Origin of the sequence: Streptomyces sp. NPDC127097, assembly GCF_042724075.1 — a bacterium.
In the GTDB taxonomy this organism is placed as follows: Bacteria; Actinomycetota; Actinomycetes; order Streptomycetales; family Streptomycetaceae; genus Streptomyces.
In genome coordinates, this window is the sequence record NZ_JBHXFI010000090.1 from 1 (window position 1) to 22,645 (window position 22,645).

Sequence of the window (22,645 nt, forward strand, 5' to 3'; positions counted from 1 at the left end):
CCGCGGGGCGGCCGCGCCCCCCCGGCGCGCGCGCCCCCGTCCCCCGCGGGGGGGGGGTCGCCCGCAGCGCCGGGGCCCCCCCCCCCGCCGTTCTGCATCGGTGCCCGCCGGTGCCGGCGGCCGCCGTCAGCCGAACGCGCCGTGCTGGGTGACGTCGGGAGCGGGCCGGCCGGGGGCCTCGCCGCCGGTCGCCGGGGTGCCCTTGGCCGGGGCCTCGGCTGTGGTGGCGGGCCCGTCGGCCGTCCCCTTCTTCTCCTGTCCGGCCTTCGGCTCCTCGCCGGGGGCCGGCTCCGCGACGGCCGGCTGGGTCCGTACGCCCTTGGCGAGGCCCTCGCCGCCCCGCGTCTTTGCCTCGCCGGCCTTCGCCGGTCCGAACGGGTCGGGCCCCTGCGCGGCGGTGGAGGTCTCCCAGGTGTGGCGGACGGCCGGCCCCCGCGACTGGCCGCCCCCGCCACCGCGCTTGCCGAACGCGCCGCCGAGGCCGTTGGCGAGCTGGCCGAGCGCCATGAAGCCGTAGGCGACCTCGGTGCCCGACGAGGACGAGGAGTTGGCGGAGTTCCTGGCCGGCGACGCCTCGTGGTGTTCCTCGCCGCCCTTGTCCTCGGGGGGTGCGGCGGCCGCGTTCTCCAGGTCGGCGGCGGCCAGTTCGAAGGCCGGCAGGGAGTCGTCGACGGACCGCTTGAGGCGGTGCCACTCCCCCGCGAACGCCTCGCCGGCCGGGCCGTGCCAGTTGGCCGCGGCGGCGGTGCCGACATGCCGGTCCAGATCGCGGACCAGGCCGTCGAGGTGCTTGCCCATCTCCCGCCAGCCGGCCGCCGCTTCGTGCAGGGCCTGGGGGTTGCGTCGCTCGCTCACTTGACGCTCCGCATCATCTCGACCAGCTCGTCCTCGGCCGCCTGCGCGTTCGCGACGGTCTCCTTGATCCCTCCGCCGACCTCGGCGAGCCGCTGCTGAAGCTGGACGAGCGCCTGCTCGGCCTGCTCGTACAGCTCACGGAACGGCTGGGCCTCCTCGTCGCTGCCGAAGCCCTCCCGGAGGGCCTCGGCATCGGCCCGCCGTCTGAATGCGGCCAGCTGCCGGCTCAGTTCTTCCGCGCGTATCTCGAAGGTCGCACCGAGCTTGTGCAACTCCTCGGTACTGAGCCGGACTTCGTCGGACATCTTTTCTCCCCGAATTGAATGACAGCTACCTGCCAACATCGCCTCAGGTCTAGCACACCCGCAATAGGCCCGAAGCTCTCTCCGGAGCGGGCGGACAGCGAACCGCGGAATGCATACGGAGCAATATGCGGCAATACCGACAACCCCCGCCTTGACGACCTGTTCACACCCGTCATTAGACTTCAGGACGCCGGTGCAGCACATGCGGTTGCTGTGCCACCACGTTCAAGGGGGCAAGGATGAGCAACGAGCGGCAGATCCAGGACGAGGACCTGATGGACGTCGCCCAGGATCCGGAGCAGGCGCACCGGCTGCGTAAGGCACTGAAGGTGCTGGCGGACAACCCCAACGTCGGCGGCAAGCTCCAGGAGATGGCCCAGGAGGTGCTCTCCGGCCGTATCGGCATGAAGGACGCGATCCAGACGCCGGGGTACATGGACGCGCTGGGCGACCGGATGACCGAGATCCGGCGGGCCGCGGAGAACCAGACCATGGCGGAGCGCGAGGAGTCCCGCGAGAAGTTCGCCGCCTGGCAGAAGGAGCAGGAAGCCAAGGAGGACGAGGAGCGCGCCGAGCGCGACGGCCCCTCGGGCAACATCGTCACCACTCCGCGGCGCGGCGGCCGGGGCGGCGGGCACCGGGGCTGACCGGCGGCGGTGCGGCGGGCCCGATCTTTTTGCCCGCCGAAATCCGATCAAAGAGTCCATAGAGGCACCGCGGAAGAAAGCAGACCGGCCGCCGGAATCATGGACGGATCTGCTTCCTTTCCGCACACGGCATTTCCTCTTTCTCCACACCGCGCCCCAGGGACAACGCACTTGACGCGGGCCACTCGGGCCACCTTGCGCAGTCACTCGGCAAGGGGCCCGGCCTGCGTGTTCCAGTTCCGGCACAGCCACCCCCGCACGGTCCCGGGCGTGCGGTCCGGATCATAGGATCGAGCCGGTACACGCAGGAATCCACAAAGGTGGAGACGGGATTGATGGGGGACGAGGAAGCCATGAGCGCCTCAGACGAAGGAATCGCCGCACCGGCCGGATATGCACCTCATCCGTACGTCGGCGGCCGCACCGCGGCGCTCCGCGCGCTCGCGGCCTGGCGGATGCGGTGGCCCGGCGCCCCGCGCGTCATCGTGCTCACCGGAAACCCGGGCAGCGGACGCTCACGCCTGGTCACCGGCTTCCTGATGATGTGCGACCCCGGCTACCGCAAGCAGCTGCCGCTGGACGACCTGGACCCGGCGACCGTGCCCCCGGACCTCCCGGCGCCCGCCGTGCCGAGCCCCGCGGGGCGCACCGCGGCCCAGCTGTTGTGGGTCATCGCCGATCATTTCGGGCTGAGCGCGGAGCGCGCCGACGACATCTTTCCCGAACTCGCCGCTCGTGAAGAGCCGGTGACGATTGTGGTGCCGGACGTCGACCGGGCCGGCCCGGTCCGTGCCGCGTACGAGCCGGCCCGCCTCGTACGGGACGTGCTCAAGCCGCTCGCCGCCACCGAGACGGTGCAGCTGCTCGCCGATGTGCCGCGCGAACTGGCCGCGGAGCTGGCCGGGGCGCTGCCGTCCGGCCAGGCGCAGATCATCGATCTCGACGCGCCGGAGTGGGCCGACCCGAAGGGTCTGCTGCTGCACGCCGAGACCGCGCTCGACCCCGGCGCCGGGGCGCCTGACCTGCCCTTCACCACCGACCCCGCGGTGCGCCGGCCGCTCGCCGAGGCCCTTGCGCGGCGTGCGGACGGCAGCCGGCTGACCGCCCAGCTCGCCGTGCAGTCGCTGCTCTTGCAGCCCGAGAACTTCGACCCGGCGGACGAGTCGCTGCTGCCCGCCACCGTCGGCGAGGCCCTCGATCTGCATGCCCGCCGGCTGGGCGTCGATCCGCAGACCCTGCGGCTGCTGCTGGCGCCGCTGGCGTTCGCCGAGGGCGAGGGGCTGCCCGCCCAGCTGTGGGGTCCGCTGGCGAACGCCGTGGCCGGGTGGGACATGAGCCAGGATCTCGCCGACGGCATGCTGCTGGCGGCGCCGTTCATCCAGCCGGTCGAGGCGGACGCGGCGGAGGACGCGGACGACGCGGTGTCCGGGGACGACGCGGCGGCCGGGGACGGTGCCGACGACGGCCGTATGCTGCTGCGTCTTCAGCACCCGGCGATCGCCGAGGAGATCCGCTCCGGTCTGCCGGACGTCCGGGACGCCCAGACCAAGATCGCCATGGCGCTGCTGGAAGCGGTGCCCCAGCAGAACTGGGCCAAGGCCGATCCCTACATCCGCGACCATCTCGCCGCACACACCCTCGAAGCCGGGCTGCTCCCCCAACTCCTCACCGACCCGGGCCTGTTCGCACACGCCGACCCGGTGACCCTGCGGGCCGCCATCGAGGCCGTACCGCTGGAGCAGCTGGGCGCCCCGGCCCGTACGTACCTGCGCACCGCTCCGCTGCTGACCCGCTCGCAGGCTCCGGCCGACATGCGGGCGGCGTTCCTGGAGAGCGCGTTCGTCGAGGACGGGCTGGCGCCGTACGCGGAGGCACTGCACACCCTCGGCTTCGACCTGCCGTGGCGCACGCTGTGGAGCGTGCCGCTGGCCGGCGTCCGCGCCGTGACGACCGGTGCCCTGCCCCAGGAGGGCGGCGAGGGCACGGCGGCGGAGACGGGCGCGGACGGTGCCGGGGACGGCGGGGACGGACCGGCAGCGGCGACCGCGCTCCGTCCCGTGGCCGCCTTCGTCGTCCCCGAGGGCACCCCCGGCTCCCGTACGGTGCCCGGCGCGGACGACGACACCTCCGAGGACGGCGGCGGGGCGCTGCTCCTGCACGATCTGCTGCGGCCCGGCTATGTCGACGCCGACCCGACGCAGGTGCAGCTGCCCTCCGACGAGACCAAGGCGGCGGCCCCCTTCGGGTTCAGCCGGGGCGCCGACTACCTGCGGGTCTGGTCCCGCGCCGACCAGGAGGTGGTGGCCGCGCTGCTCTCGGACGCCCCGCTCACCGGCGCCGACCTCTCGCCCGACGGGGTACTGGTCGTCGCCACCGAACGCGGGGTGACCGCCCGGCAGATCCTCGCCGCGGCCCCCGCGGTCGCCCCCACCGTGCCGGCCCAGCGCACCGGCGCCGCCGACTCCGCTGCTTCCGACGGCCTCGAAGGAGACCACTCGTGATCAACCAGGCGCAGGCACACGCCACCGCCGCCCGCTGGCTCAACCCCGAGGGACATCAGGGTCCCCCGCGTGAGGTGGCCATGCAGGAGTTCGACCTCGGCTGGGTGGTGTGGGCCGTACCGCCGCCCCCGGAGGTCGACCCGCAGACGGGACAGCGGCGCCCGCCCGCCGAGGTCGGCGCCGCCTGCGGGGTCGTCGACCGGGCGTCCGGCGAGCTGACGGTGTGGCCGTCGGTGCCGGTCGACGAGGTCGTCCGGATGTATCAGCAGAAGCACGGTGCCGGGGCCGCCGCGGCTCCGGCGGCCCCCGCCGAGCCGCCGGTCACCGGCCCCGGCAACACCGCCGTCGCGACCTACCCCGACCCGTCGACCGGCGAGGAGACCAGCCTCGCCCGCGTCTCGGCGCCCGGACAGCCGCCCGCCGAATTCCAGCTCTACGACGAGCTCCAGCGGCTGGGTGTGCACCCCGCGAACGTCCGCGCGGTGCACACCGATCTGCGCTCGGCCCTGTTGCCCGGCGGCTACCCCGGCGACTTCATCCTGCGCACCTTCCCGAACGCCTCGTTCTCCTGCACCGAGGGCTACGGCATGCGGCCCGAGGAGCGCGCCGAGGGCGTCGCCGGAGTGCTGCGGCACGTCGAGATGATGCATCAGCTGACGGGCCGGCAGGCACCGCCGCGCCCGCACCGGGTGCCGGTGCCGCAGCGGGTCGAGCCCGCACCGCAGATGCGCGACGTGGCACTCGGCAAGCACCTCGTGGAGGTCTTCGGGCCCCAGGGCGTCACCCGTCCGGACGCCGACGATCTCGCCACGACGCAGCTGCCCGAGGCCACCAAGAACACGCTGGTCTGGGCCGGCCTGCCGGCTCAGGTGCCCTACTTCTTCACCGCGGACCAGCCGGCGGCCCCGCCCGCCGGCGGACTGTTCGCGGACGTGGCGACCTCCCTGCGCGCCACCGGCACCGAGGCCAAGGAACAGACCCTGGCCACCCTCGCCGGCTACGTCCGGTTCGGCACCGACGGCCTCTACACGCTCGCCGTCCAGTGCACGGCCGCGGAGGAGAACCAGAACCTGGTCGGCACCGTCTGGGCGGTCCAGCCGTCCTCGGGCGGCGGCCGGTTCGTCAACCGGACGCTGTCCGCCTACCTCCGCTCGCTCGCCCTGCTGGTCACCACGCGCACACAGATGCAGGGCATGGACCCGTACGCGGCGGGAGCGGCGGTCGCCGCCTTCCAGGAGCAGATCGCGGCGCTCGACTCGTGGGCACTGGACGACGACAGCAACTGGTGGTCGCTGGTCATCGAGCAGATGTGGCACGGCTTGTTCTGAGACGCCGGGGGGCTGTTCTGAGGGACCGGGGGATCTGTTCTGAGGGCCGGGGCCTGTTCTGAGGAACCGCGGGGCCTGTTTCTGAACGACGGGGGCTTCGGGGGCTTCGGCCCCCGTCTCTCCCACCCCGGGCGTCAGGGCAACAACAGCCAGTCCGAGGCGAGCGCGGCCACCAGGCCGATGCCCAGCAACCAGGTGCCGAGCCGGGTGCGCCCGTGACGGCTGAGTTCGATCACCACACCGCAGAGCACCAGCGCGGCTCCGTACACCCCGACCACCAGCACCGACGTACGCGACGCCAGGCGCACCACGAGCACCCCCGCCATCGCGGCCATCAGCACCGAGGCCAGGACGATGCGTATTCGTCGGGCCTGACGAGGTGTCAGTCCCACACGGTTCTCGGGGAGGGGCTCTTCATCGCCGGCTACGTCCATGAGCGGGAATGCTACGGGACGAGTGATCGCCGGGCGGCGCCGATCCCCGCCCCGGGACTCAACTCACGTTGCACATGGACGAATCGACCAGACGCCCACACTCTCCTGGAACGGATTCCGCACCGGTCCCGGCCCGACACCGGAGCGATCAGCGCACCGGAGCACTCCGCCACTCCGCACTCCGCACTCCGCACTCCGCACTCCGCAAATGATTGACCAGCGGCGTACCAATATTTAACCTTCCCTTTCAGTACGTCGCCGTGGCGCCCGCATTCCCGCCACCCAGAAGGTTCACCAACGCCCCAGGTGGGGCAATTACCCAGAATCTCAACGACGTTGCCACACCACGATGCCCACGTTCCCTCCACACCTCTCGCCTTGACATGCCTGCATTCAGATCGCCTAATGTGGGCTCGTTAAGAACGCGACAAGTATCGCGCGGGACACCGCAAAACGGGGGCAATGGTGGCAGGCAAGGCGTTCGACGTCGATCCGGATGTGCTGCGCACGCAGGGCAAGGCGTTCGTGCACATCGGCAGTGATTTCTCCAAGGCGTCGAAGAAGCTTCAAGACGATCTTGAAGGTCTGGGCAGCCCCTGGGAGAACTGCGACTTCGGCGATATTTTCGAAACGGTCTACACGCCCATCAGGGACGGCATGTTCGAGTCGATGGACTCCCTGGGCGAGCGCCTCGAAGGCATCGGCGACAAGCTCCAGACCATGGGCGACTCGTACTCCGATTCCGACCAGCAGGGCATTCACACCATCAGCGCGGTAGGCCGTCCGGCCATCTGACGCCACCCCTGCCCTACGTGAGCCCGGGCGCGCGGCATTCACCCCGCCCCACCCTCACCCTCTCTCCCTCTCCCTTCTTCTCTTTCTCCACCACCCTTCCCTTCCATTCCACAATCGGTCATCACTGCACGGGGGACGATCACTGTGTCATTGACGCTGCCAGGCGAGGTAGCTTGGGTCCTGGACCTCCTCGGCTACAACTGGCCGGACGCCGACGAGGACAAGCTCCACGAATGCGCGCAGACCTGGCGCAACTTCGCCGAGTCCGTCAACCAGGCGTCCTCCAAGGGCTCTTCGGCAGCCAATGAAGTCGTCTCCGCCAATTCCGGCGATGCGATCGAGGGCTTTTCGAACGAATGGGGCTCCTTCTCCGGCGGCGGGGACAGCGGGGACAACTATCTCCGCGACGCCGCCGCGGCGGCCGAGGTCATCGCGCTTGCCTTCGACGCGGCCGCCATTGCCGTTCTCGCCGGCAAAATCGCGGTCATCGTCCAACTCGTCATCCTTGCCACCGAGATCATCGCGGCCCAGGCCGCCGCACCCTTCACCCTCGGCCTTTCCGAGCTCGGTGCCGCGGGGGCCACTCAAGCGACCCGCGTGATCGTCCGCCAGATCCTCGACAAGATCAAACGCGAGGTCATGGAGGCGGCCACCAAGGCGATGGAGCACGCCACCATGGACGCCATCAAGAAGATGGCGAAGAAGGCGGTCTCCAAGGAAGCCCGCAAGATCGCGGCGGACTATGTGAAGAAGACGGTCAAGGAGACCGTCAAGGACAAGGTCGTCGACCAGGCGAAGGAAATCGCCAGGGACAAGATCGTCGAAGAGGGCAAGGCCAAGGCCCAAGAGGCCGCGACGGAGATGGCCCAGAACGTCACACAGCAGGGCATCGAAAGTCACTTCGGCGCCCGCGACGGAATCGACTGGGGCGAAACCGGCGACATCGCCAAGGACAAGGCCGGCGAATACGTCGACGGCATCAAGGAAGGCGCCCAGGACTACAAGGACGGCGTCGCCAGCCTCGCCGACCCCGGCACCTACATCGACCACGCCAAGGAAGACCTCACCAACCGCGGCCTCAACCACGCCCAACGCCACGTCGACCGCCGCACGGGCGGCGCAGCCACCAACAACCCGGACGTAACGGACGAGGTCCGCTCGGTCTTCGGCTGACCCGGCCCCCTACGGAGGGAACGCGTCCAGCCCGCACTGCCCGTCCCGGCTGCCCGTCCGCCGAAGCGCCCGGCGCCGCGCCCCTTTTCTCAACAGTCTGCGGCCCACAGCTCGAAAGCTGCGGGCCGCATCTTTGCTGAAACGAGTTGGGGATTACCGTCCCGGCGGCTGCGTGGGTGGCGCCGGCGGGTGCCAACCGGGGGCGGTCGGCTGCTGGTGGTAGGGGTTCGGGGTCGACGGGTAGGGCGCGAAGCCGCCGGGGCCGCCGGGGCCACCAGGAGGCGGACCATTGCGCCCGTTCTTCTTCTTGACCACCAGCACAACGATCAGCACGACGACAAGCAGGCCGACCACACCACCAACAATGCCGATGATGACGCCCATACGCATGCCCCTATCGCTCTCAGCTACCTGCTGAGCATCCTTGCCGCCGCCGGATGCCTTGGACGAGCCATCCTTGAGGGCCGGCAACGGCCCGTTCTCCGACCCCGCGGGCATCTTCTTGATGAGCGCCTGCCAGGGGTTGACGATGCCGTAACCGTAGTGGGGGTCGGGAAGCTTCGTGCCCTTCATGCTGGCCGGCAAAATGGCGGTCTTCACCAGACGATTAGCGATCTGGCCTGCCGTCAGGTCAGGGAACTTGGCGCGCAGGAGCGCTGCGGCGGCAGATACGTACGCTGCGGAGTCCGACGTACCGTTGGCCAAGCGGTAAGGAGTCTCAACTCCCGCCGACCGGATATGAACTCCAGGGGCCAGCAGCTTGATATGAGGCCCGTAGCTGGAGAACTTCCAGACCTTGAGATCGATGTCCATAGCCCCAACTGCAAGGACACCAGGTACTGCGGAAGGAAGACGAGGAATACTGGAGCCGGTGTTTCCTGATGACGAAATTACCAGCACGTCACGCTTTCTTGCATAGTCAACAGCCGCCTGTTCAGCAGGGGACGTGTCCGCGTAGTCCTCGAACGACATGTTGACGACCTTGGCGCCGTGGTCCACGGCATACCGCAACGGTTTCGCGTAGGACCCCTCTGCGTTGCCAAGGTCGATTCCGACAGGAAGGATCTTGGCGTCAGGCGCCAGCCCCTTTACCCCTTCGGATCCCCCAGGACCATGCCCATGCCCGGCGATGAGCGAAGCCATGGCAGTGCCGTGCTCATTCTTCCCATCCGGGCGATCTGCCGTCCCCCCACCATCGAAGAAGCTCTTGCCGGGAAGCACACTTCCCTTGAGATCAGGATGACTGCCGTCTACCGGGGCATCGATAACCGCAACCGTGACACCCTTGCCTGTTGACACCTTCCAAATATCGTCAACACCGAAGACCGCCAACGGCCACTGGTCTTTCCTGATCTGATCTGCCGAAGCAACCGGCGCGGTGCCGAAGAGCAGTGCCCCCGCCACCACCGCGCCGCCCACCGCACGCAGCGTCCGCGTGAAACTCACGCTGTAATACCTCTCCCCAACAGTGCGGCCCGCAGCTCGAAGCTGCGGGCCGCGCCTTTGATGAAACAGTTCGCAATTACCGTCCAGGCGGCTGCGTGGGCGGCGCCGACGGATACGCACCGGGCGCGCTCGGCTGCTGATGGCCCGGGTTCGGCACAAAGCCACCGGGGCCGCCCGGTCCGCCGTAGCCACCGGGGCCACCCGGAGGCGGACCATTACGCCCGTTCTTCTTCTTGACCACCAGCACAACAATCAGCACGACGACGAGAAGACCGACCACACCACCAACAATGCCGATGATGACGCCCGTACTCATGCCCTCATCGCTCTCGGTGGCCTGCTGAGCGTCCTTGCCGCTACCGGACGCCTTGGACGAACCATCCTTGAGAGCAGGCAACGGCCCGTTCTCCGACCCCGCGGGGATGTTCGCGGTCAGTGCCTTGGACGGCCTGATGAATCCGTAGCCGTAGTGGGGGTCAGGAAGCTTCTTCCCCTTCATGTCATCCGGCAGACCGGCAGTCTTCACCAGACGGTTGGCGATCTGGCCGGCGGTCAGGTCCGGGAACTTGGAGCGGAGGAGGGCAGCGGCGGCGGATACATACGCTGTGGAGTCTGAGGTGCCGTTGGCCAAGCGATAGGGGGTCTCAACTCCCGCCGACCGGATATGAAGCCCTGGCGCCAGCAACTTGATATGAGGCCCGTAGTTGGAGAACTTCCAGACCTTCAGGTCGATGTCCACCGCTCCGACAGCGAGAATCCCCGGTACCGCAGAAGGAAGACGAGGAGTGCTAGAGCCAGAGTTTCCAGATGCCGCAACTACCAGGACATCATGCTTCCGGGCATATTCAACAGCTGCCTTTTCAGCAGGTGACGTCTCCGAGTAAACCTCGAACGACATGTTGACGACCTTCGCACCGTGGTCCACGGCGTACCTCAACGGTTCGGCATAGGACTTCTTCGCTGCATCGCCGTTCCCGAGGTAAATTCCTACAGGAAGGATCTTGGCGTCAGGCGCCAGCCCCTTGACGCCGTCACCGCCTCCAGGCCCATGTCCGTGCCCAGCGATGAGCGAAGCCATGGCAGTGCCGTGCTCATTCTTCCCATCCGGGCTATCTGCCGTTCCTCCACCAGGGAGGAAACTTTTCCCGGGAAGCACACTTCCCTTGAGGTCAGGGTGACTTCCGTCTACCGGGTCGTCGATGACCGCGACGGTGACGCCCTTGCCGGTTGACACCTTCCAGATGTCGTCAGCTCCGAAGGACCTCAACGGCCACTGTTCATGCCTGATCTGGTCTGCCGAAGCAACCGGCGCGGTGCCGAAGAGCAGTGCTCCCGCCACCACCGCGCCGCCCACCGCACGCAGCGTCCGCGTGAAGCTCATGCCGTAAACACCTTCCTTACAGAGTCAGGGCCCGCAGCCCGAGGGACTGCGGGCCCCAGCACGTCCGCCGATTGCTTGACCGGCCGTTACTACTCGATGACCGGGGGAGCCACATTACGCTTGGCTGTCCAGGTTTCCTCGTCTTCCACGAGGTAGTCAGGGCGGCTCGCGTCGCCGCCTCCGCCCTCACCCCTGGCGCCGGGCGCACCATGCGCGCCACCCATCATGCCTGCCGGGCGACGTCCGCTACCCGAGTTGTCCCCGGATGCCGATCCCCCTCGACTGCGGTGCAGGCCGGATCCCCCCTGTCCTCCGCCGCTGGCTTTACCACCGGGCGACCCGATGATCCCGCCCTTCTGCCGCGCTTGGGCACCGCCGGCGCTGACTCCCCCGCCGCCCGCACCCTTCCCTGCGCCACCACCATGTGCGCCGGCCATGCCGGGCATGCCGGCACGGCCCCCCGCGTGTGCACCACCTGGGGTGGAACCGGGTGTGCCGCCCTTGAGACCGCCGGGACCACCGGGACCGCCACCCTTGAGACCACCGGGGCCGGCGCCCTTGAGACCGCCAGGGGCGCCGCCCTTGAGACCACCGGGGCCGCCGCTCTTGAGACCGCCAGTCCCAGGCATTCCGCCCGGCATTCCAGACAAGCCAGGTCCACCGCCGGGACCGCCACCGGTGGGCGTATGGAGACCACCACCACCGGGGCCGCCGGTGGGGGCTTTGAGACCACCGTTAGGGCCATCGCGGAGGCTGTCGAGGCCAGTCCCCACAGTGGGCCCCTTGGGCTTCAGTTCACCCAGACCGCCGCTGACACCCGGATGCTTGAGGCTCGGAGAGCTGGGCATCTTGGGGGTGCTACCGGAGTTCGCACCCCGCTTCGGGAGCTTGAGTCCACCCCCGCCCCCCTTCGACCCGCCACCCGCCGGAATCATGGGGGTGTTAATGGCGCCTGGATCGTTTGACGGGTCCTTTTCGTGGTCGGGGATCTTGTCGTCACGGCCACGAAGGTCCCCCGGCGCCGGCGCCTTCAGCGCCTTAGAAGCCCTCACAAACGACGAGCCCAACTGCTCCATGGCGATGGTCGACTCGAGCCGAAGCGTCTGCTCGTCGTCCAGATCGTCCTTGTTCGCCTCCAGGAGGCCCGCGGCGCTATCGCCCCTCTTGAGGGCTTCGTCCAGCTCGTCGTCGGAGATCGACCACCCCCAGTCATTGAGATCTCCGAGTTCCCAGCCTTCCGACTTCATCCGGACCTTTTCGATGGCCGTCTGAAGGGCCTTGGCCGACTCGTCCATGACCCGTGCCGTGTGCGTGCACCAAGGTTTCCCGGACTCGAAGTTCGCGATGATCTGCTGAGCCTTCTTTTGGAAGCGTTCAGCGGACTCGCCCTGCCAGTGTTCCATCACCTTGTCCACGGCCTTGGAGAAACTCTTCTTGTGTGTCTCCAGGTCGTCGGCAACGTCCTGCCAGTGCTGAGCGACAGAGTAAAGCACTTCGGGATCGGCACCATCGAGCATGTCCTTCAGGCCATTGAAGTTGCTCTGGTTGAAATCCGTCACATGCCGATAGCTCTCGTACCTGTCTTCAGGCACGCCGCTCTTTCCTTCTCCACCCACCTGTGGGCCCCCTTTCCCGTCAGCTGACAATCAACCGATGCACTCGATGTCACATCTTGTTATCGTGCTCGGCGTCGTCGTAGGCTTCCTTCGTCTTCTTCGACTTCTGACCAAATTCATCGACCAACTTCTCGATCTTGCCGACGATCTCGTCCTCGATGAATTTCTTCATGCCAGCGTGAGCGTTGTGCAGCATTTCGTGCTCCACGTACTTCTTACCCAAAGCACTCGACGGCAGGTAAGTCCCACTCCCCGCCTTCCCCTTCGTCCCGTTCATGTCCTTCAGGACGCCGTTGAGCTCCTTGACCACCTGGTCCAAGGCATCCAGATCGACGCGGTATTCCTTAGCCATTACTGGCCTCCCCGTGAGATGTCAGTCCGGTCTTGCGGCGCCAGTCGCGAATGGCGATCGAGGAGCCGACGACCGCGGCGACGGCAAGAAGTCCGCCGCCGACGATGTAGATGGAGATGCGGGCGCGCCGTTCCTCGGTGGATTCTCCGATGGTGACGGCGGCCGGCTGGATGTTGGAGCCGTCGGCCGCGTTGGAGGGCTTGTCCGGCTCGGGTGAGGCAGTGGGCCTGGTGTCGTCGTTGAGGGCGGCGACCGGGTCGACGACGCCCCAGCCGATGTTCTGGTCCGCCTTCGGGCGCACGCGCTCCGCGGTCTTCTCCAGGTGCCAGATGACCTGCTGCGGGGTCCACTTCGGGACCTCGTTCAGGTGCTTCGCGATCAGGAGGGCCGCGGCGCCCGCGGCGTAGGGTGCGGCGAAGCTGGTGCCCTGGTCGACGCAGTTACCGCCGTCGGGGACGGTGGAGACCATGTTCACGCCCGGCGCGGCGATGTCGACCCAGGATCCCGGCTGGGAGAAGGGGGCGCGCTCGTTGTTGCGGTCCGAGGCGGCCACGGACAGCACATTGTCGAACTGCTGGAAAGCGGCGGGGTACATGTTCTTCACCTTGCCGCTCGCGCCGTCGTTTCCGGCCGACGCGACGATGAGGATGTTTTGTTGGGCGGCCCGCTGGATCGCTGCCTTGAGGGGGCCCAGCTTTTCCTCGCCGGCGTCCGTGCCCTGGGAAATGTTGATGACGTTGACCTTCAGCCGGACCGCGTAATCGATGGCGGCGGCGAGGCTGTCGGCGGTGCCGGCCTTCTCTGCGCTGGTCTGCTGTAGCGGAATGACCTTTGCTTCGGGGGCGATTCCGTAGAAACCCGAACCCAGCTTCCGTTGGGCGGCGATGATGCCGGCGACCTTGGTGCCGTGGCCGACCTGATCGACGGTCGGCTTGCCGGCACCGGAGACGAACTTCTTCCCGGGGCCTTCGATGTTGGGCTTGATCTGCGAGTTGCCTGCATCGATGCCGGTGTCGATGACGGCGACCCGGACGCCCTTGCCCCTGGTGTCGGCCCACATCTGATTCGTCAGGAGGCGCTGGAGCGACCAGGGTGTCTCTTTGATGTCGCTGGTGCCGAACTTGCACTCACCACTGTTGAGCGGAACGTTCGGGTCCGCGACCGCCGGTGCGGCGGTGGCACCCGACAGGCCGACGATGCACGCCGCCGTGACCAGCGCACCCGCCGCTCGGCGACGGTGCCCGGCTCGGTGACCAATGGCGCGAGATCCCACGGGCTTTCAGCTCTCCATGTGTGGCGAATTGGGCAGGAACGAGGGGTGAGAGGAAGGAGGCGGAGGGGTGAAGGGGTGGTGGACGGCAGAAGGGCGAGCGCACTGATGCAGCGCGCTCGCCCTCATGGACCACTGTGCGAGCAGCCGTGCTGCTCAGGTCTGGCCGTTTCCGGCCCGACTGACCGGAGGTCAGCCTCCCCAGATGCCGGAGTTCTTGTGCTCAGTGGCCTGGTAGTTCTGGGCGGCCTGGTCCAGCGCCTTGGCGATGGCCTCGAGCGTCGAGTGCAGGGAGGCGGCACGCTGGTCCCACTCGCGCTGGCGGGCCTGGTAGCCCTCCTGCGCCGCACCTTCCCAGCTGGCGGCGATCTTCTTGACGCCCGCCTCGAGGTCGTCGAGCTGCTGGCGGATGTTGTTGGCCGTACCGCGCACGTCGGAACTGGCCTGCGAGATCGTCGCGAAATTTACGAGGATCTGGCCTGACATGGTGTCTCCTCAGGAGTTGATGATGCCTGGTCGATTCACACACCACAGCGGGCCGGCGGCATCGGCCGGCGGGCCCGGGCTGCGGCGGCTGGGCCGTTGCGCCGCGGGTCAGCGGCGCGGCCCCATCATCCGAACGGGGAAGCCGAGGCGGAGATGTGCGTGATCGACTGCGCCTGCTCCTCTTCGGAGGCGGAGTAGTTCTTGGTGGTCTCGTCGATCGCTTCCTTGATCTCGGCCAGGAGCTGGTTGAGACGGTTGGCGTCCTCGTTCACCTGCGACTGGAGCTGGTTGTACGAGGAGGCCGCAGCACCCTTCCACCCAGACGTGATGGTGTCGACGACCGTGTTCAGGCGCGAGATCTCGCCCTGGATCGACTGGTTGACCGAGGAGATCTTGCCGCTGAACGCGACCATCTCCTCCTCGGTGGTTGTGTACTGCTGACCAGCCATAGTCAACGTCCCCCATGAGACTCGTACGTCGTACCGCACCGGGCAGCCACAGGCGCTCGCGCGGCAGGCATCTCCTGCTGACGCCTTTGGCTACTTTAACCACTCGATATGGCTGTCCCCAACAGGGGGACGGCTGTTGTGACGGGATCACAACAATGCCAACTGGCCATCGGTGAAACGGCGTTCACGGGAAACGGACAGATGTGCCGCTATCGGTCATTCGCCAACAGGCCCGGACCGGCGGAGATCACACCGAGAAGGCCGTCGCGATCCCGGCGGGAAAACCGCGGCGGCGGAATCCGGGGGACGCCGAAGGCCGCACCGGATGCCCCTTTCCGGGGCCCGGTACGGCCTTCGCTCATATCAGGACGACTGCGGCTTCTTGGCGCTCTGAATGTCCAGCGACGGGCCGGTGGAGAGGAGTTCGGACCATGCCTTCATGATCAGCGGCGGATGCGTGCCCTCGTAGCCGAGGTGGACCTTCGCCTTGTCCTGTTCGTCATCGGCCTTGCCGGCCTTGCTTTCGCTGTCGTTGTTCCTCGGCAGCGGATAGCGCAGTCCGGTGTCGGTGATCAGGAACTGGCTGCCGCTCGTCGACGCGGAGGTGCGCACCTCCGTGTAGAGCAGACCGCTGCCGGGGGTGACGTACGAGTTGGCTCCGGTGGCAATCTTGACCGGGTAGTCGTTGCCGACCCAGGTCTGCATGTCGGGCACGCCGTTCTTGTAACCGAGCTGCTTCTCCTCACCGCCCGGCAGCTTGATGTTCTTGCCGTTGTAAACGCTGCAAGAGACGCCGTTCCGGGTGGGACGCGTCAGTCCGCCGGTCTGGGAGCCGTGTTCGAATTCGTTGGCCACCGAGAGGCTCTCGGTGGGCCACGGTGAAGGAAACGTGCCGAACTTCCCCATGAAGAACGTCGGGTTATCCGAGTCGTCCCGCTTCGGGTCGATGCTGTTGACGGCGATCTGCTCGGGCTTGACCCGCGAGCCGTCGCTGTGCAGCTTGTCGGCGTTCGCGCCCTCCTCCAGGAGGTTCGCCACGAAGTCCGTCACCTGCTCGACGCCGTCCTGCTCCACGACGTACTTCTGGCCGCTGCTGTCCTGGAGGATCGAGCCGACGGTCCTGGCCCGGGCCGGGACCTTCGGGTCGGTGGTCTGGCTCCCCGCCCCGGCGACCTCGGGCATGCTGATGCCGAGCTGGCGCGGGAGCACGAGGAGGGTGTCCATGAAGTCCTGGGACACCGGCTGCGGTTTGGCGGAGCGGAAGATGATGCGGCGCAGGGTGTCGTTGACCGCTTCGCTCTTCCCGTTGAACTCGAAAGCCTTGCCCTCGCTGTCGACCAGCCACTTCTTGTGCTGGGGGTCCTCGACGAACAGCGCCTGGCTCGGGCCGAGTTTGCCCTTGCCCTCGACGGCCTGCTTGTCCTTGCCGGCCAGGATGAACACGGACTGCTGGGGCTTGCTGTTGAGGCCGCTGCCGGGACGGTTGCACACCGCCCAGGTCTTGGGCTTGTCGGCGTCCTCCGTGGTGGGCAGCCGGTCGGGGGCGTAGGGAATGCCGATGGCCGGCCCGTGCGGGATCTTTCCGTCCAGTTCGGATTCCTTGACCTTGACCACCGTGAACTTCGGGTCGATAAGGAGCCGGGCGGAGGCGAGGTTGAGGATCGGGTGCAGCAGTTTCTGCTTGCCCTGCTTCAGGACGATATAGCGCGTGGTGGATTTGTCCCCGACGATGACATTCTTTCCGACCTCGTCCCAGCCTTGCGGGGCAACAGGCTTGAGAATGCCGCAGGCACCAAATCCCACGAGCATCACGACCCCCATCATGATGCTCGGCACCACCGCCTTCAGGGGCCTGGGAGCACTCTCGATCGAACCGTTCGGCAGCGGCTTCAGAAATGCCGCATTCGTGCGCTTTCGAGCGAACGAATACGCATTCAGCTCGTCCCGACGTGATGCCATTGTTGCTTTCTCTCCCCGCCTGTCGGATCCACATCGACCGCCCCCGGCACTCACGCCGTAGCGCCCTCTACTATGCCGTGTGTCGATCGACCCGTACGGTACGGGTGCCACCTTCCAACGCACCAGTCTCAGCGGCGGCCGATACGCCTAGAGGCCCACACCACCAGTAGAGGAGCAGGCCGGGGGATGTCCAGCGCCACCAGGGCTCGACGCCGCAACGGGCGGCAACAGCAGCAACAGCCTTCCGCTGCACCGCAATACGCGGGAAATGCTGGCCAAAACGGCACAGCTCCGGGCAACAGAGAAAATGGCGGCCGGGGTTCCGCGGCCCGCCCGGCAGGTCCGGTGGCACCGCGGCTGCGCCAACAGGCCGGAACCATCGGCGGGGTCCGCGTTCAGCAGCTGGCCATCATCGAACTCGCCGCGGCCCTGGTACTGGTGGGCTGGTCGATCCACCCGGCCGCACTGACCGCGGCCATTGTGATCGCGGCAGTTCTGGTCATTTTCGCGCTCGGCCGGCGGCGGCGGATTCCGCTGCCGGAATGGATCACCACCGTGCGCGCCATGAAGCGCCGCGGCAAGGAGAGCGCCTCCGCGCTCGCGGCCACCCAGGGCGTCGACCCGGCGATCGCCCCCGTGGTCGAGTGCGAACCGGCGCTGCGCACCTACGAGTTCACGACCGAGTCGGATCAGCGCGCCATCGGCTTCGTCGGTGACGGCACGTTCCTGACCGCCCTTGTCCAGGTGGACGCCCGTGACGAGCCGCTGCGTCCGGAGCGCGGCAGCCACATGCTGCCGCTCGAAGTGCTGCACACCGCGCTCGACATCGAGGACATCCACCTGGAGTCGGTGCAGTTCGTCCAGTACACCCAGCCCGCGCCGGCCCCGCACCTGCCCGAACAGGCCGTCGCGGCCCGCTCGTACGCGCCGCTCCAGGCCCAGGCCCAGACGCCCGCGCTCCAGTTGACGTGGATCGCGCTCAAGCTCGACCCCGAACTGTGCTCGGAGGCGATCGAGGCCCGCGGCGGCGGGATGGAGGGCGCCAAGCGTTCGCTGCTGCGCGCCGCCGACCAGCTCGTCAGCCGGCTGACCGCGCACGGCGTGCGCGCCAAGGTGCTCGCCGAGCGCGAGGTGGTGGCCGCGATCGGCACCGCGGTGTGCGTCAGCCCGCGGGCCGCCAACGGCGCGATGGGGCGCGAGGGACGAGCCGCCCGCCGCACCCAGGAGACGACCCGGGCGATGCGCTGCGACGACCGCTGGCACTCCACGTACTGGATCGGCCGGTGGCCCCAACTGGGCCAGGGCGGCGCGCCGCTGGCGGCCGTCACCCAGCTGCTGACCAGCACCAGGGCGATGGCCAGCACCTTCGCGCTGACCGCCACCCACGGCAGCGGCCGCGCCCCGGCCATCTCGGGTTACGTCCGTCTTTCCACCCGCAGCGAGAACGAACTCAACGCCGCACAGAGTGAGTTGGAGCGCCGTTCCGGTTCCGTGAAGGTCGGCCTCGTACGGCTCGACCGGGAACAGCTGCCCGGCCTGCTGGCCACGCTTCCCCTCGGAGGTACCCGCTGATGGCCTCTCCCACCTATCAGCCCCGCGTCAACACCAGCGGCAACGGCTGGCGCAACCCCCCGCTCGGCGGCGGCGACGGCGGCCACCGGCTCTCGCACCAGCCGCGTCCGGACGAGGACCAGTCGGGGCCGACCGGCCCGAAGCCGCGGCCCGGTTACGGCCTGCGCGGTCCGCGGCGCAGCCCCCATGTGCTGACGGCCGAGTCGCTCGCCTCCCTGACCCTGCCGGTCGGCGACGACGGCGTGATCATCGGCATCGACCCGCAGAACCAGCCCGCCGTGCTGAGCCTGCTGCGGCCCGCGCCGATGGAGATCGCGCTGGTCGGCAGCATGTGGATGGCGCAGGTGCTGGCGCTGCGTACGGTCGCCGTCGGTGCCCGGGTCGCGGTCGAGACCGCGCGGCCGCCGGCCTGGGGCCAGATGGCGCAGGCCGCGGGCGGCGGACAGCAGTGTGTGTCGGTCCATGACGTGCGCCAGATCGCACCCCAGGGCCCCTCGGTTTCCAGCCCGGTGCTGGTCGTACGGGACATGGGCGCACGCCCGCCGCGTAATCAGCTCGCCCCGAGCCCCTGGCAGTCGGTGCTGACCGTGCTGCCGTTCCTCGGGCCGCGGTCGCCGCAGATGCTCAGCCGCGCCGATCTGGTCGGTCTCCAGCGGCTTTCGCCCGAGGAGGCCGAGGTTGTGACGCGAATCATGCGGCTGCCGGAGCAGGTCGGTGCGGTGCTGCCGACGCTCAGCGACAACGCCATGCTGTGGTGCTCGCGCGACGGCCACCAGTTCGTCATGACGCAGCCGACGGAAGCGGAGACCAACCTGCTCGGCGGGCCGCGCCGAATGGACTGACCGTCATTCCGGGCCGGTCGCCCGCGGAGCGCTGTGCGCAGCGCGTCCGCGACCGGCCGCGGGGCACGACCTACGGGCGCATCCACGGGTGCGCCCGTAAGCGCGCGAAGGGTATGAAGACGACATGACATCGACTGCCGTTATGAGCCGACTCTTGATTAGGCTGTGTGGGAGAGCCGCAGGAGCACAGCACGACGGCAGTCGATACGGGGATGGAGACAGTTAGTGTTGGCGCAACCCCGGGTGGTGTGTTCCGACTTCCGCTACATCCGATCGATCCGCCTGTATCCGGTCCTGCCGTTCAGGTGCGTTGCAGTACACCAGGAGGCACAGTGAACGAGCAGGAGGCTTTCCGTCCGGACGGAAACGATCCTGACGACGACCAGTCCGAGTTCGACCTGACCGGTGAGTTCAAGATCGATTTCGCCGCACCGGCCTGGTACTCGAGCAACGACACCAGTGGTGGCGGCGCGAGTGCCGCGGCCTCGTCCGCGGCTCCTCCTGCGTCTTCGCCCGCCACTCCGGCCGCCGGGGCCCAGCCCCCCGTCGGGCAGCCCCTGGGTCAGCCGCTCCCCGGGCCCGCGGAGGCCGCGCCGCCGGGATTCCCGACGCTGCGCCCCCAGGAAACGGGCCCTGGTGCCCCGGTCGCCGCCACTCCCCCGGACACGCCGGAGACTCCCTCGGAGGCGGCGCCGACCGCGAACGAGGGTGCCGGCACGGGTAATCAGCGCGCGGGCACGGGCGTCGATCCGTCGGCCTCGCTCTGGGACGACGACGAGGACGACGAGCCGGAGGCGACGAACGCGTCCGAGCCCGAGGTCATGTCCACCGACGCGGCGCCGCAGCCGGAGACTTCGGCCGCGCCCGCCCCCGTCGAGGAGAGTGCACCGGCCGCTGAGGCCGCGGCGCCCGTGCAGCCCGCCCCCGAGGCGGCCATTCCAGAGGCGCAACCCGCACCGGCCCAGCAGCCGCCGCACCAGGGCGTGCCCCAGCAGGGCATGCCCGGACAGGGTGTGCCGCAGCAGGGCATTCCGCAGCAGGCGATGCCCCCGCAGGCGGCTCCGCAGGCCCCCCAGCAGGGCGTTCCGCAGCAAGGAGTGCCGCAGCAGGGCGCCCCTTGGGGTGCCGCGACGGACGGTCAGCAGCAGGGTGTGCCCGGGCAGGGCGGGCTGCCGCCGCTGCCGGCCGAGTACCAGCCCGCGGACCCGCGGAGCGCACAGGCGCAGGCCCAGGCCCAGGCCGCTCAGCAGCCGCAACAGGCCCAGCAGCAGGCACCGGCCCAGCAGCAACCGCAGGCACAGCCGCAGCCGCACGCCCAGCAGACGGGGCAGCCGCAGGCCGGGTACCCCCAGGGGCAGCACGCCCAGCAGGCCGGCTACCCGCAACAGCAGCAGGGCGCGCCCGCGCAGCAGCAACAGCCCGCATACGGCTATCCGCAGCCCGCGTACGGCTACCCCCAGCAGGCCCAGCAGCAGCCCCAGGCACAGCAGCAGCCCCACGCGGCCGCGCAGCAGTCGGCTTACGGCTATCCGCAGACCGGTGCGCAGGGCTACCCGCAGCAGGGCCAGGCGCAGGCCGCTTACGCCCAGCAGCACGCCGCCCAGCAGGCGGCACAGGCGCAGGCCGCCCAAGCCCAGGCCCAGGCGGCGCAGGCACAGCAAGCCCAGCAGGCGCAGCAAGCGCAACAGGCCCAGCAGGCTCAGCAGGCACAGCAGGCCCAGGCCCAACAGGCCCAGGCTCAGCAGCCGCAGGCCCAGCAGGCGCAGTACCAGCCGCTGCCCGGTCAGCAGGCCGGCGACCCGAACGCCGCGGCCAACTACGCGTCGTACTCGCAGCCGGGCCAGCAGCAGCCGCAGCAGCGGGCCGCCCCCGGCGCACCGCTCGGCTACAGCGCCGCCGTCGAGCTGACCTCCGACCGGCTGCTGCGCAATCAGCCCAAGAAGCGCAAGCCGGGCGCCAACGCCCAGCCGTCCAAGTTCAAGCTGGGCGCGAAGAAGGAAGAGGCGGAGCGGCAGCGCAAGCTGGAGCTGATCCGTACACCGGTGATGTCCTGTTACCGGATCGCGGTGATCAGCCTCAAGGGCGGTGTCGGCAAGACCACCACGACCACGGCCCTGGGCTCCACGCTCGCCTCCGAGCGGCAGGACAAGATCCTGGCGATCGACGCCAACCCGGACGCCGGCACGCTCGGCCGACGGGTGCGCCGGGAGACCGGGGCGACCATCCGTGACCTGGTGCAGGCGATCCCGCATCTGCACAGCTACATGGACATCCGCCGGTTCACCTCGCAGGCCCCCTCGGGCCTGGAGATCCTCGCCAACGACGTCGACCCGGCCGTCTCGACGACCTTCAACGACGATGACTACCGGCGGGCGATCGACGTCCTCGGCAAGCAGTACCCGGTCATCCTCACCGACTCGGGTACCGGTCTGCTCTACAGCGCGATGCGCGGAGTCCTCGATCTCGCGGACCAGTTGATCATCATCTCCACCCCGTCCGTGGACGGCGCCAGCAGCGCGAGCACCACCCTGGACTGGCTGTCCGCGCACGGCTACGCCGACCTGGTGCAGCGCGGCATCACGGTCATCTCCGGTGTGCGTGAGACCGGCAAGATGATCAAGATCGATGACATCGTGTCGCACTTCGAGACCCGTTGCCGCGGTGTCGTGGTCGTCCCCTTCGACGAGCATCTCGCCGCCGGTGCCGAGGTCGACCTCGACATGATGCGGCCCAAGACCCGCGAGGCGTACTTCAACCTCTCCGCCCTGGTGGCCGAGGACTTCGCGCGGGCGCAGCAGGCGCAGGGCATGTATCCCCAGCAGCAGATGGGCGGGGACCCGTACGCCCAGCAGCAGATGGGCGGCGACCCGTACGCGCAGCAGCAGTACGCCCAGCAGGGCCAGCCGCAGCAGCCGCAACAGGGCCAGCCGCCGGCCGGCTACCCGCCGCAGCAGGGTGGCTGGACCCAGCCGCAGCAGGGCCAGCCGCCGGCCCACTGGCAGCAGCAACAGCCCGCTCCGGACGCACCGCAGCCGGAGGGGCCCGGTCTGGCGCCGGGGTGGCAGCAGCAGCCGCCTCCGCCGTGAGGCGCTCGTAGCGCAATACGGGGCGGGGCGGGGGGCCGGGGGGAGTGGGGGGGCCCCCCCCCCAAACAACAAAAAAAAAAAAAACGTAAAAGGCCCCCCCCACAAAACCCCCACAAAAAAACAATATAACACAAAAAAAAACCCCCCC

19 protein-coding genes are annotated in these 22,645 nt (G+C 68.7%); 8 read left to right on the forward strand and 11 right to left on the reverse strand.

The window, feature by feature from the left end; translation table 11 throughout:
• Positions 1–126: 126 nt before the first annotated feature.
• A complete protein-coding gene (locus tag ACFWJW_RS36040) occupies positions 127–855 on the reverse strand; it encodes a WXG100 family type VII secretion target (protein WP_387249182.1) in 729 nt (242 codons plus the stop codon).
• Entirely contained in the window at positions 852–1,160 is a 309-nt protein-coding gene (locus ACFWJW_RS36045; protein WP_387249185.1) for a hypothetical protein, read from the reverse strand. The genes ACFWJW_RS36040 and ACFWJW_RS36045 overlap by 4 nt, the downstream gene beginning before the upstream one ends.
• A gap of 239 nt (positions 1,161–1,399) precedes the next feature.
• On the opposite strand from ACFWJW_RS36045, the gene ACFWJW_RS36050 reads away from it, so the two are divergent.
• The 3 genes from ACFWJW_RS36050 (at position 1,400) to ACFWJW_RS36060 (ending at position 5,636) form a co-directional block, all read left to right on the forward strand.
• Positions 1,400–1,807 carry a hypothetical protein gene (locus ACFWJW_RS36050; protein WP_042149586.1) on the forward strand — a complete coding sequence of 136 codons (408 nt, stop codon included), beginning with the start codon at positions 1,400–1,402 and terminating at the stop codon, positions 1,805–1,807.
• A 353-nt stretch (positions 1,808–2,160) separates the two neighbouring features.
• Entirely contained in the window at positions 2,161–4,308 is a 2,148-nt protein-coding gene (locus ACFWJW_RS36055) for an ATP-binding protein (protein ID WP_387249187.1), read from the forward strand.
• On the forward strand, positions 4,305–5,636 hold the full coding sequence (locus tag ACFWJW_RS36060) for an SUKH-4 family immunity protein (RefSeq protein WP_387249189.1): 1,332 nt from the start codon (positions 4,305–4,307) through the stop codon (positions 5,634–5,636). Before ACFWJW_RS36055 ends, ACFWJW_RS36060 begins: the two co-directional genes overlap by 4 nt.
• Before the next feature lie 134 nt (positions 5,637–5,770).
• Here ACFWJW_RS36060 and ACFWJW_RS36065 read toward each other — a convergent pair whose 3' ends face one another.
• Complete coding sequence (locus ACFWJW_RS36065) at positions 5,771–6,070, reverse strand: hypothetical protein (RefSeq protein WP_387249191.1); 300 nt, start codon at positions 6,068–6,070, stop codon at positions 5,771–5,773.
• A 462-nt stretch (positions 6,071–6,532) separates the two neighbouring features.
• Between ACFWJW_RS36065 and ACFWJW_RS36070 the strand changes: the two genes are divergently transcribed.
• Both ACFWJW_RS36070 and ACFWJW_RS36075 read left to right on the forward strand, forming a co-directional pair.
• On the forward strand, positions 6,533–6,865 hold the full coding sequence (locus ACFWJW_RS36070) for a WXG100 family type VII secretion target (protein ID WP_387249193.1): 333 nt from the start codon (positions 6,533–6,535) through the stop codon (positions 6,863–6,865).
• Between the two features lie 144 nt (positions 6,866–7,009).
• The gene (locus ACFWJW_RS36075) at positions 7,010–8,038 is read left to right on the forward strand and encodes a PE-PGRS family protein (RefSeq protein WP_387249195.1); all 1,029 of its coding nucleotides are present in this window, start codon (positions 7,010–7,012) and stop codon (positions 8,036–8,038) included.
• A 153-nt stretch (positions 8,039–8,191) separates the two neighbouring features.
• Here ACFWJW_RS36075 and ACFWJW_RS36080 read toward each other — a convergent pair whose 3' ends face one another.
• The 8 genes from ACFWJW_RS36080 to eccB form a co-directional block, all read right to left on the reverse strand.
• Positions 8,192–9,484 (reverse strand): S8 family serine peptidase, encoded by a 1,293-nt coding sequence (locus tag ACFWJW_RS36080; RefSeq protein ID WP_387249197.1) that lies wholly within the window; start codon positions 9,482–9,484, stop codon positions 8,192–8,194.
• A gap of 76 nt (positions 9,485–9,560) precedes the next feature.
• Positions 9,561–10,865, reverse strand: coding sequence for a S8 family serine peptidase (locus tag ACFWJW_RS36085; RefSeq protein WP_387249199.1), 1,305 nt, complete (start codon positions 10,863–10,865; stop codon positions 9,561–9,563).
• 89 nt (positions 10,866–10,954) lie between these two features.
• Positions 10,955–12,457 carry a WXG100 family type VII secretion target gene (locus tag ACFWJW_RS36090; RefSeq protein ID WP_387249201.1) on the reverse strand — a complete coding sequence of 501 codons (1,503 nt, stop codon included), beginning with the start codon at positions 12,455–12,457 and terminating at the stop codon, positions 10,955–10,957.
• A 73-nt stretch (positions 12,458–12,530) separates the two neighbouring features.
• Positions 12,531–12,833, reverse strand: coding sequence for a hypothetical protein (locus tag ACFWJW_RS36095; protein WP_387249203.1), 303 nt, complete (start codon positions 12,831–12,833; stop codon positions 12,531–12,533).
• Positions 12,826–14,106 carry a type VII secretion-associated serine protease mycosin gene (gene mycP / locus ACFWJW_RS36100; RefSeq protein ID WP_387249205.1) on the reverse strand — a complete coding sequence of 427 codons (1,281 nt, stop codon included), beginning with the start codon at positions 14,104–14,106 and terminating at the stop codon, positions 12,826–12,828. The genes ACFWJW_RS36095 and mycP overlap by 8 nt, the downstream gene beginning before the upstream one ends.
• A 189-nt stretch (positions 14,107–14,295) precedes the next feature.
• A complete protein-coding gene (locus tag ACFWJW_RS36105) occupies positions 14,296–14,589 on the reverse strand; it encodes a WXG100 family type VII secretion target (protein WP_018093366.1) in 294 nt (97 codons plus the stop codon).
• Positions 14,590–14,714: 125 nt separating this feature from the next.
• The gene (locus ACFWJW_RS36110) at positions 14,715–15,038 is read right to left on the reverse strand and encodes a WXG100 family type VII secretion target (RefSeq protein WP_387249207.1); all 324 of its coding nucleotides are present in this window, start codon (positions 15,036–15,038) and stop codon (positions 14,715–14,717) included.
• A gap of 363 nt (positions 15,039–15,401) precedes the next feature.
• The gene (eccB, locus tag ACFWJW_RS36115) at positions 15,402–16,997 is read right to left on the reverse strand and encodes a type VII secretion protein EccB (RefSeq protein ID WP_387249209.1); all 1,596 of its coding nucleotides are present in this window, start codon (positions 16,995–16,997) and stop codon (positions 15,402–15,404) included.
• A gap of 345 nt (positions 16,998–17,342) precedes the next feature.
• On the opposite strand from eccB, the gene eccE reads away from it, so the two are divergent.
• The 3 genes from eccE to ACFWJW_RS36130 all read left to right on the forward strand — a co-directional run bounded on the left by eccE (position 17,343) and on the right by ACFWJW_RS36130 (position 22,497).
• Positions 17,343–18,569: a type VII secretion protein EccE gene (eccE, locus tag ACFWJW_RS36120; protein WP_387249211.1), complete on the forward strand. Its 1,227-nt coding sequence runs from the start codon at positions 17,343–17,345 to the stop codon at positions 18,567–18,569.
• Complete coding sequence (locus tag ACFWJW_RS36125; protein ID WP_387249212.1) at positions 18,569–19,411, forward strand: hypothetical protein; 843 nt, start codon at positions 18,569–18,571, stop codon at positions 19,409–19,411. The genes eccE and ACFWJW_RS36125 overlap by 1 nt, the downstream gene beginning before the upstream one ends.
• Positions 19,412–19,743: 332 nt before the next feature.
• On the forward strand, positions 19,744–22,497 hold the full coding sequence (locus ACFWJW_RS36130) for an SCO5717 family growth-regulating ATPase (protein WP_387249213.1): 2,754 nt from the start codon (positions 19,744–19,746) through the stop codon (positions 22,495–22,497).
• The last annotated feature ends 148 nt before the right edge of the window (positions 22,498–22,645 follow it).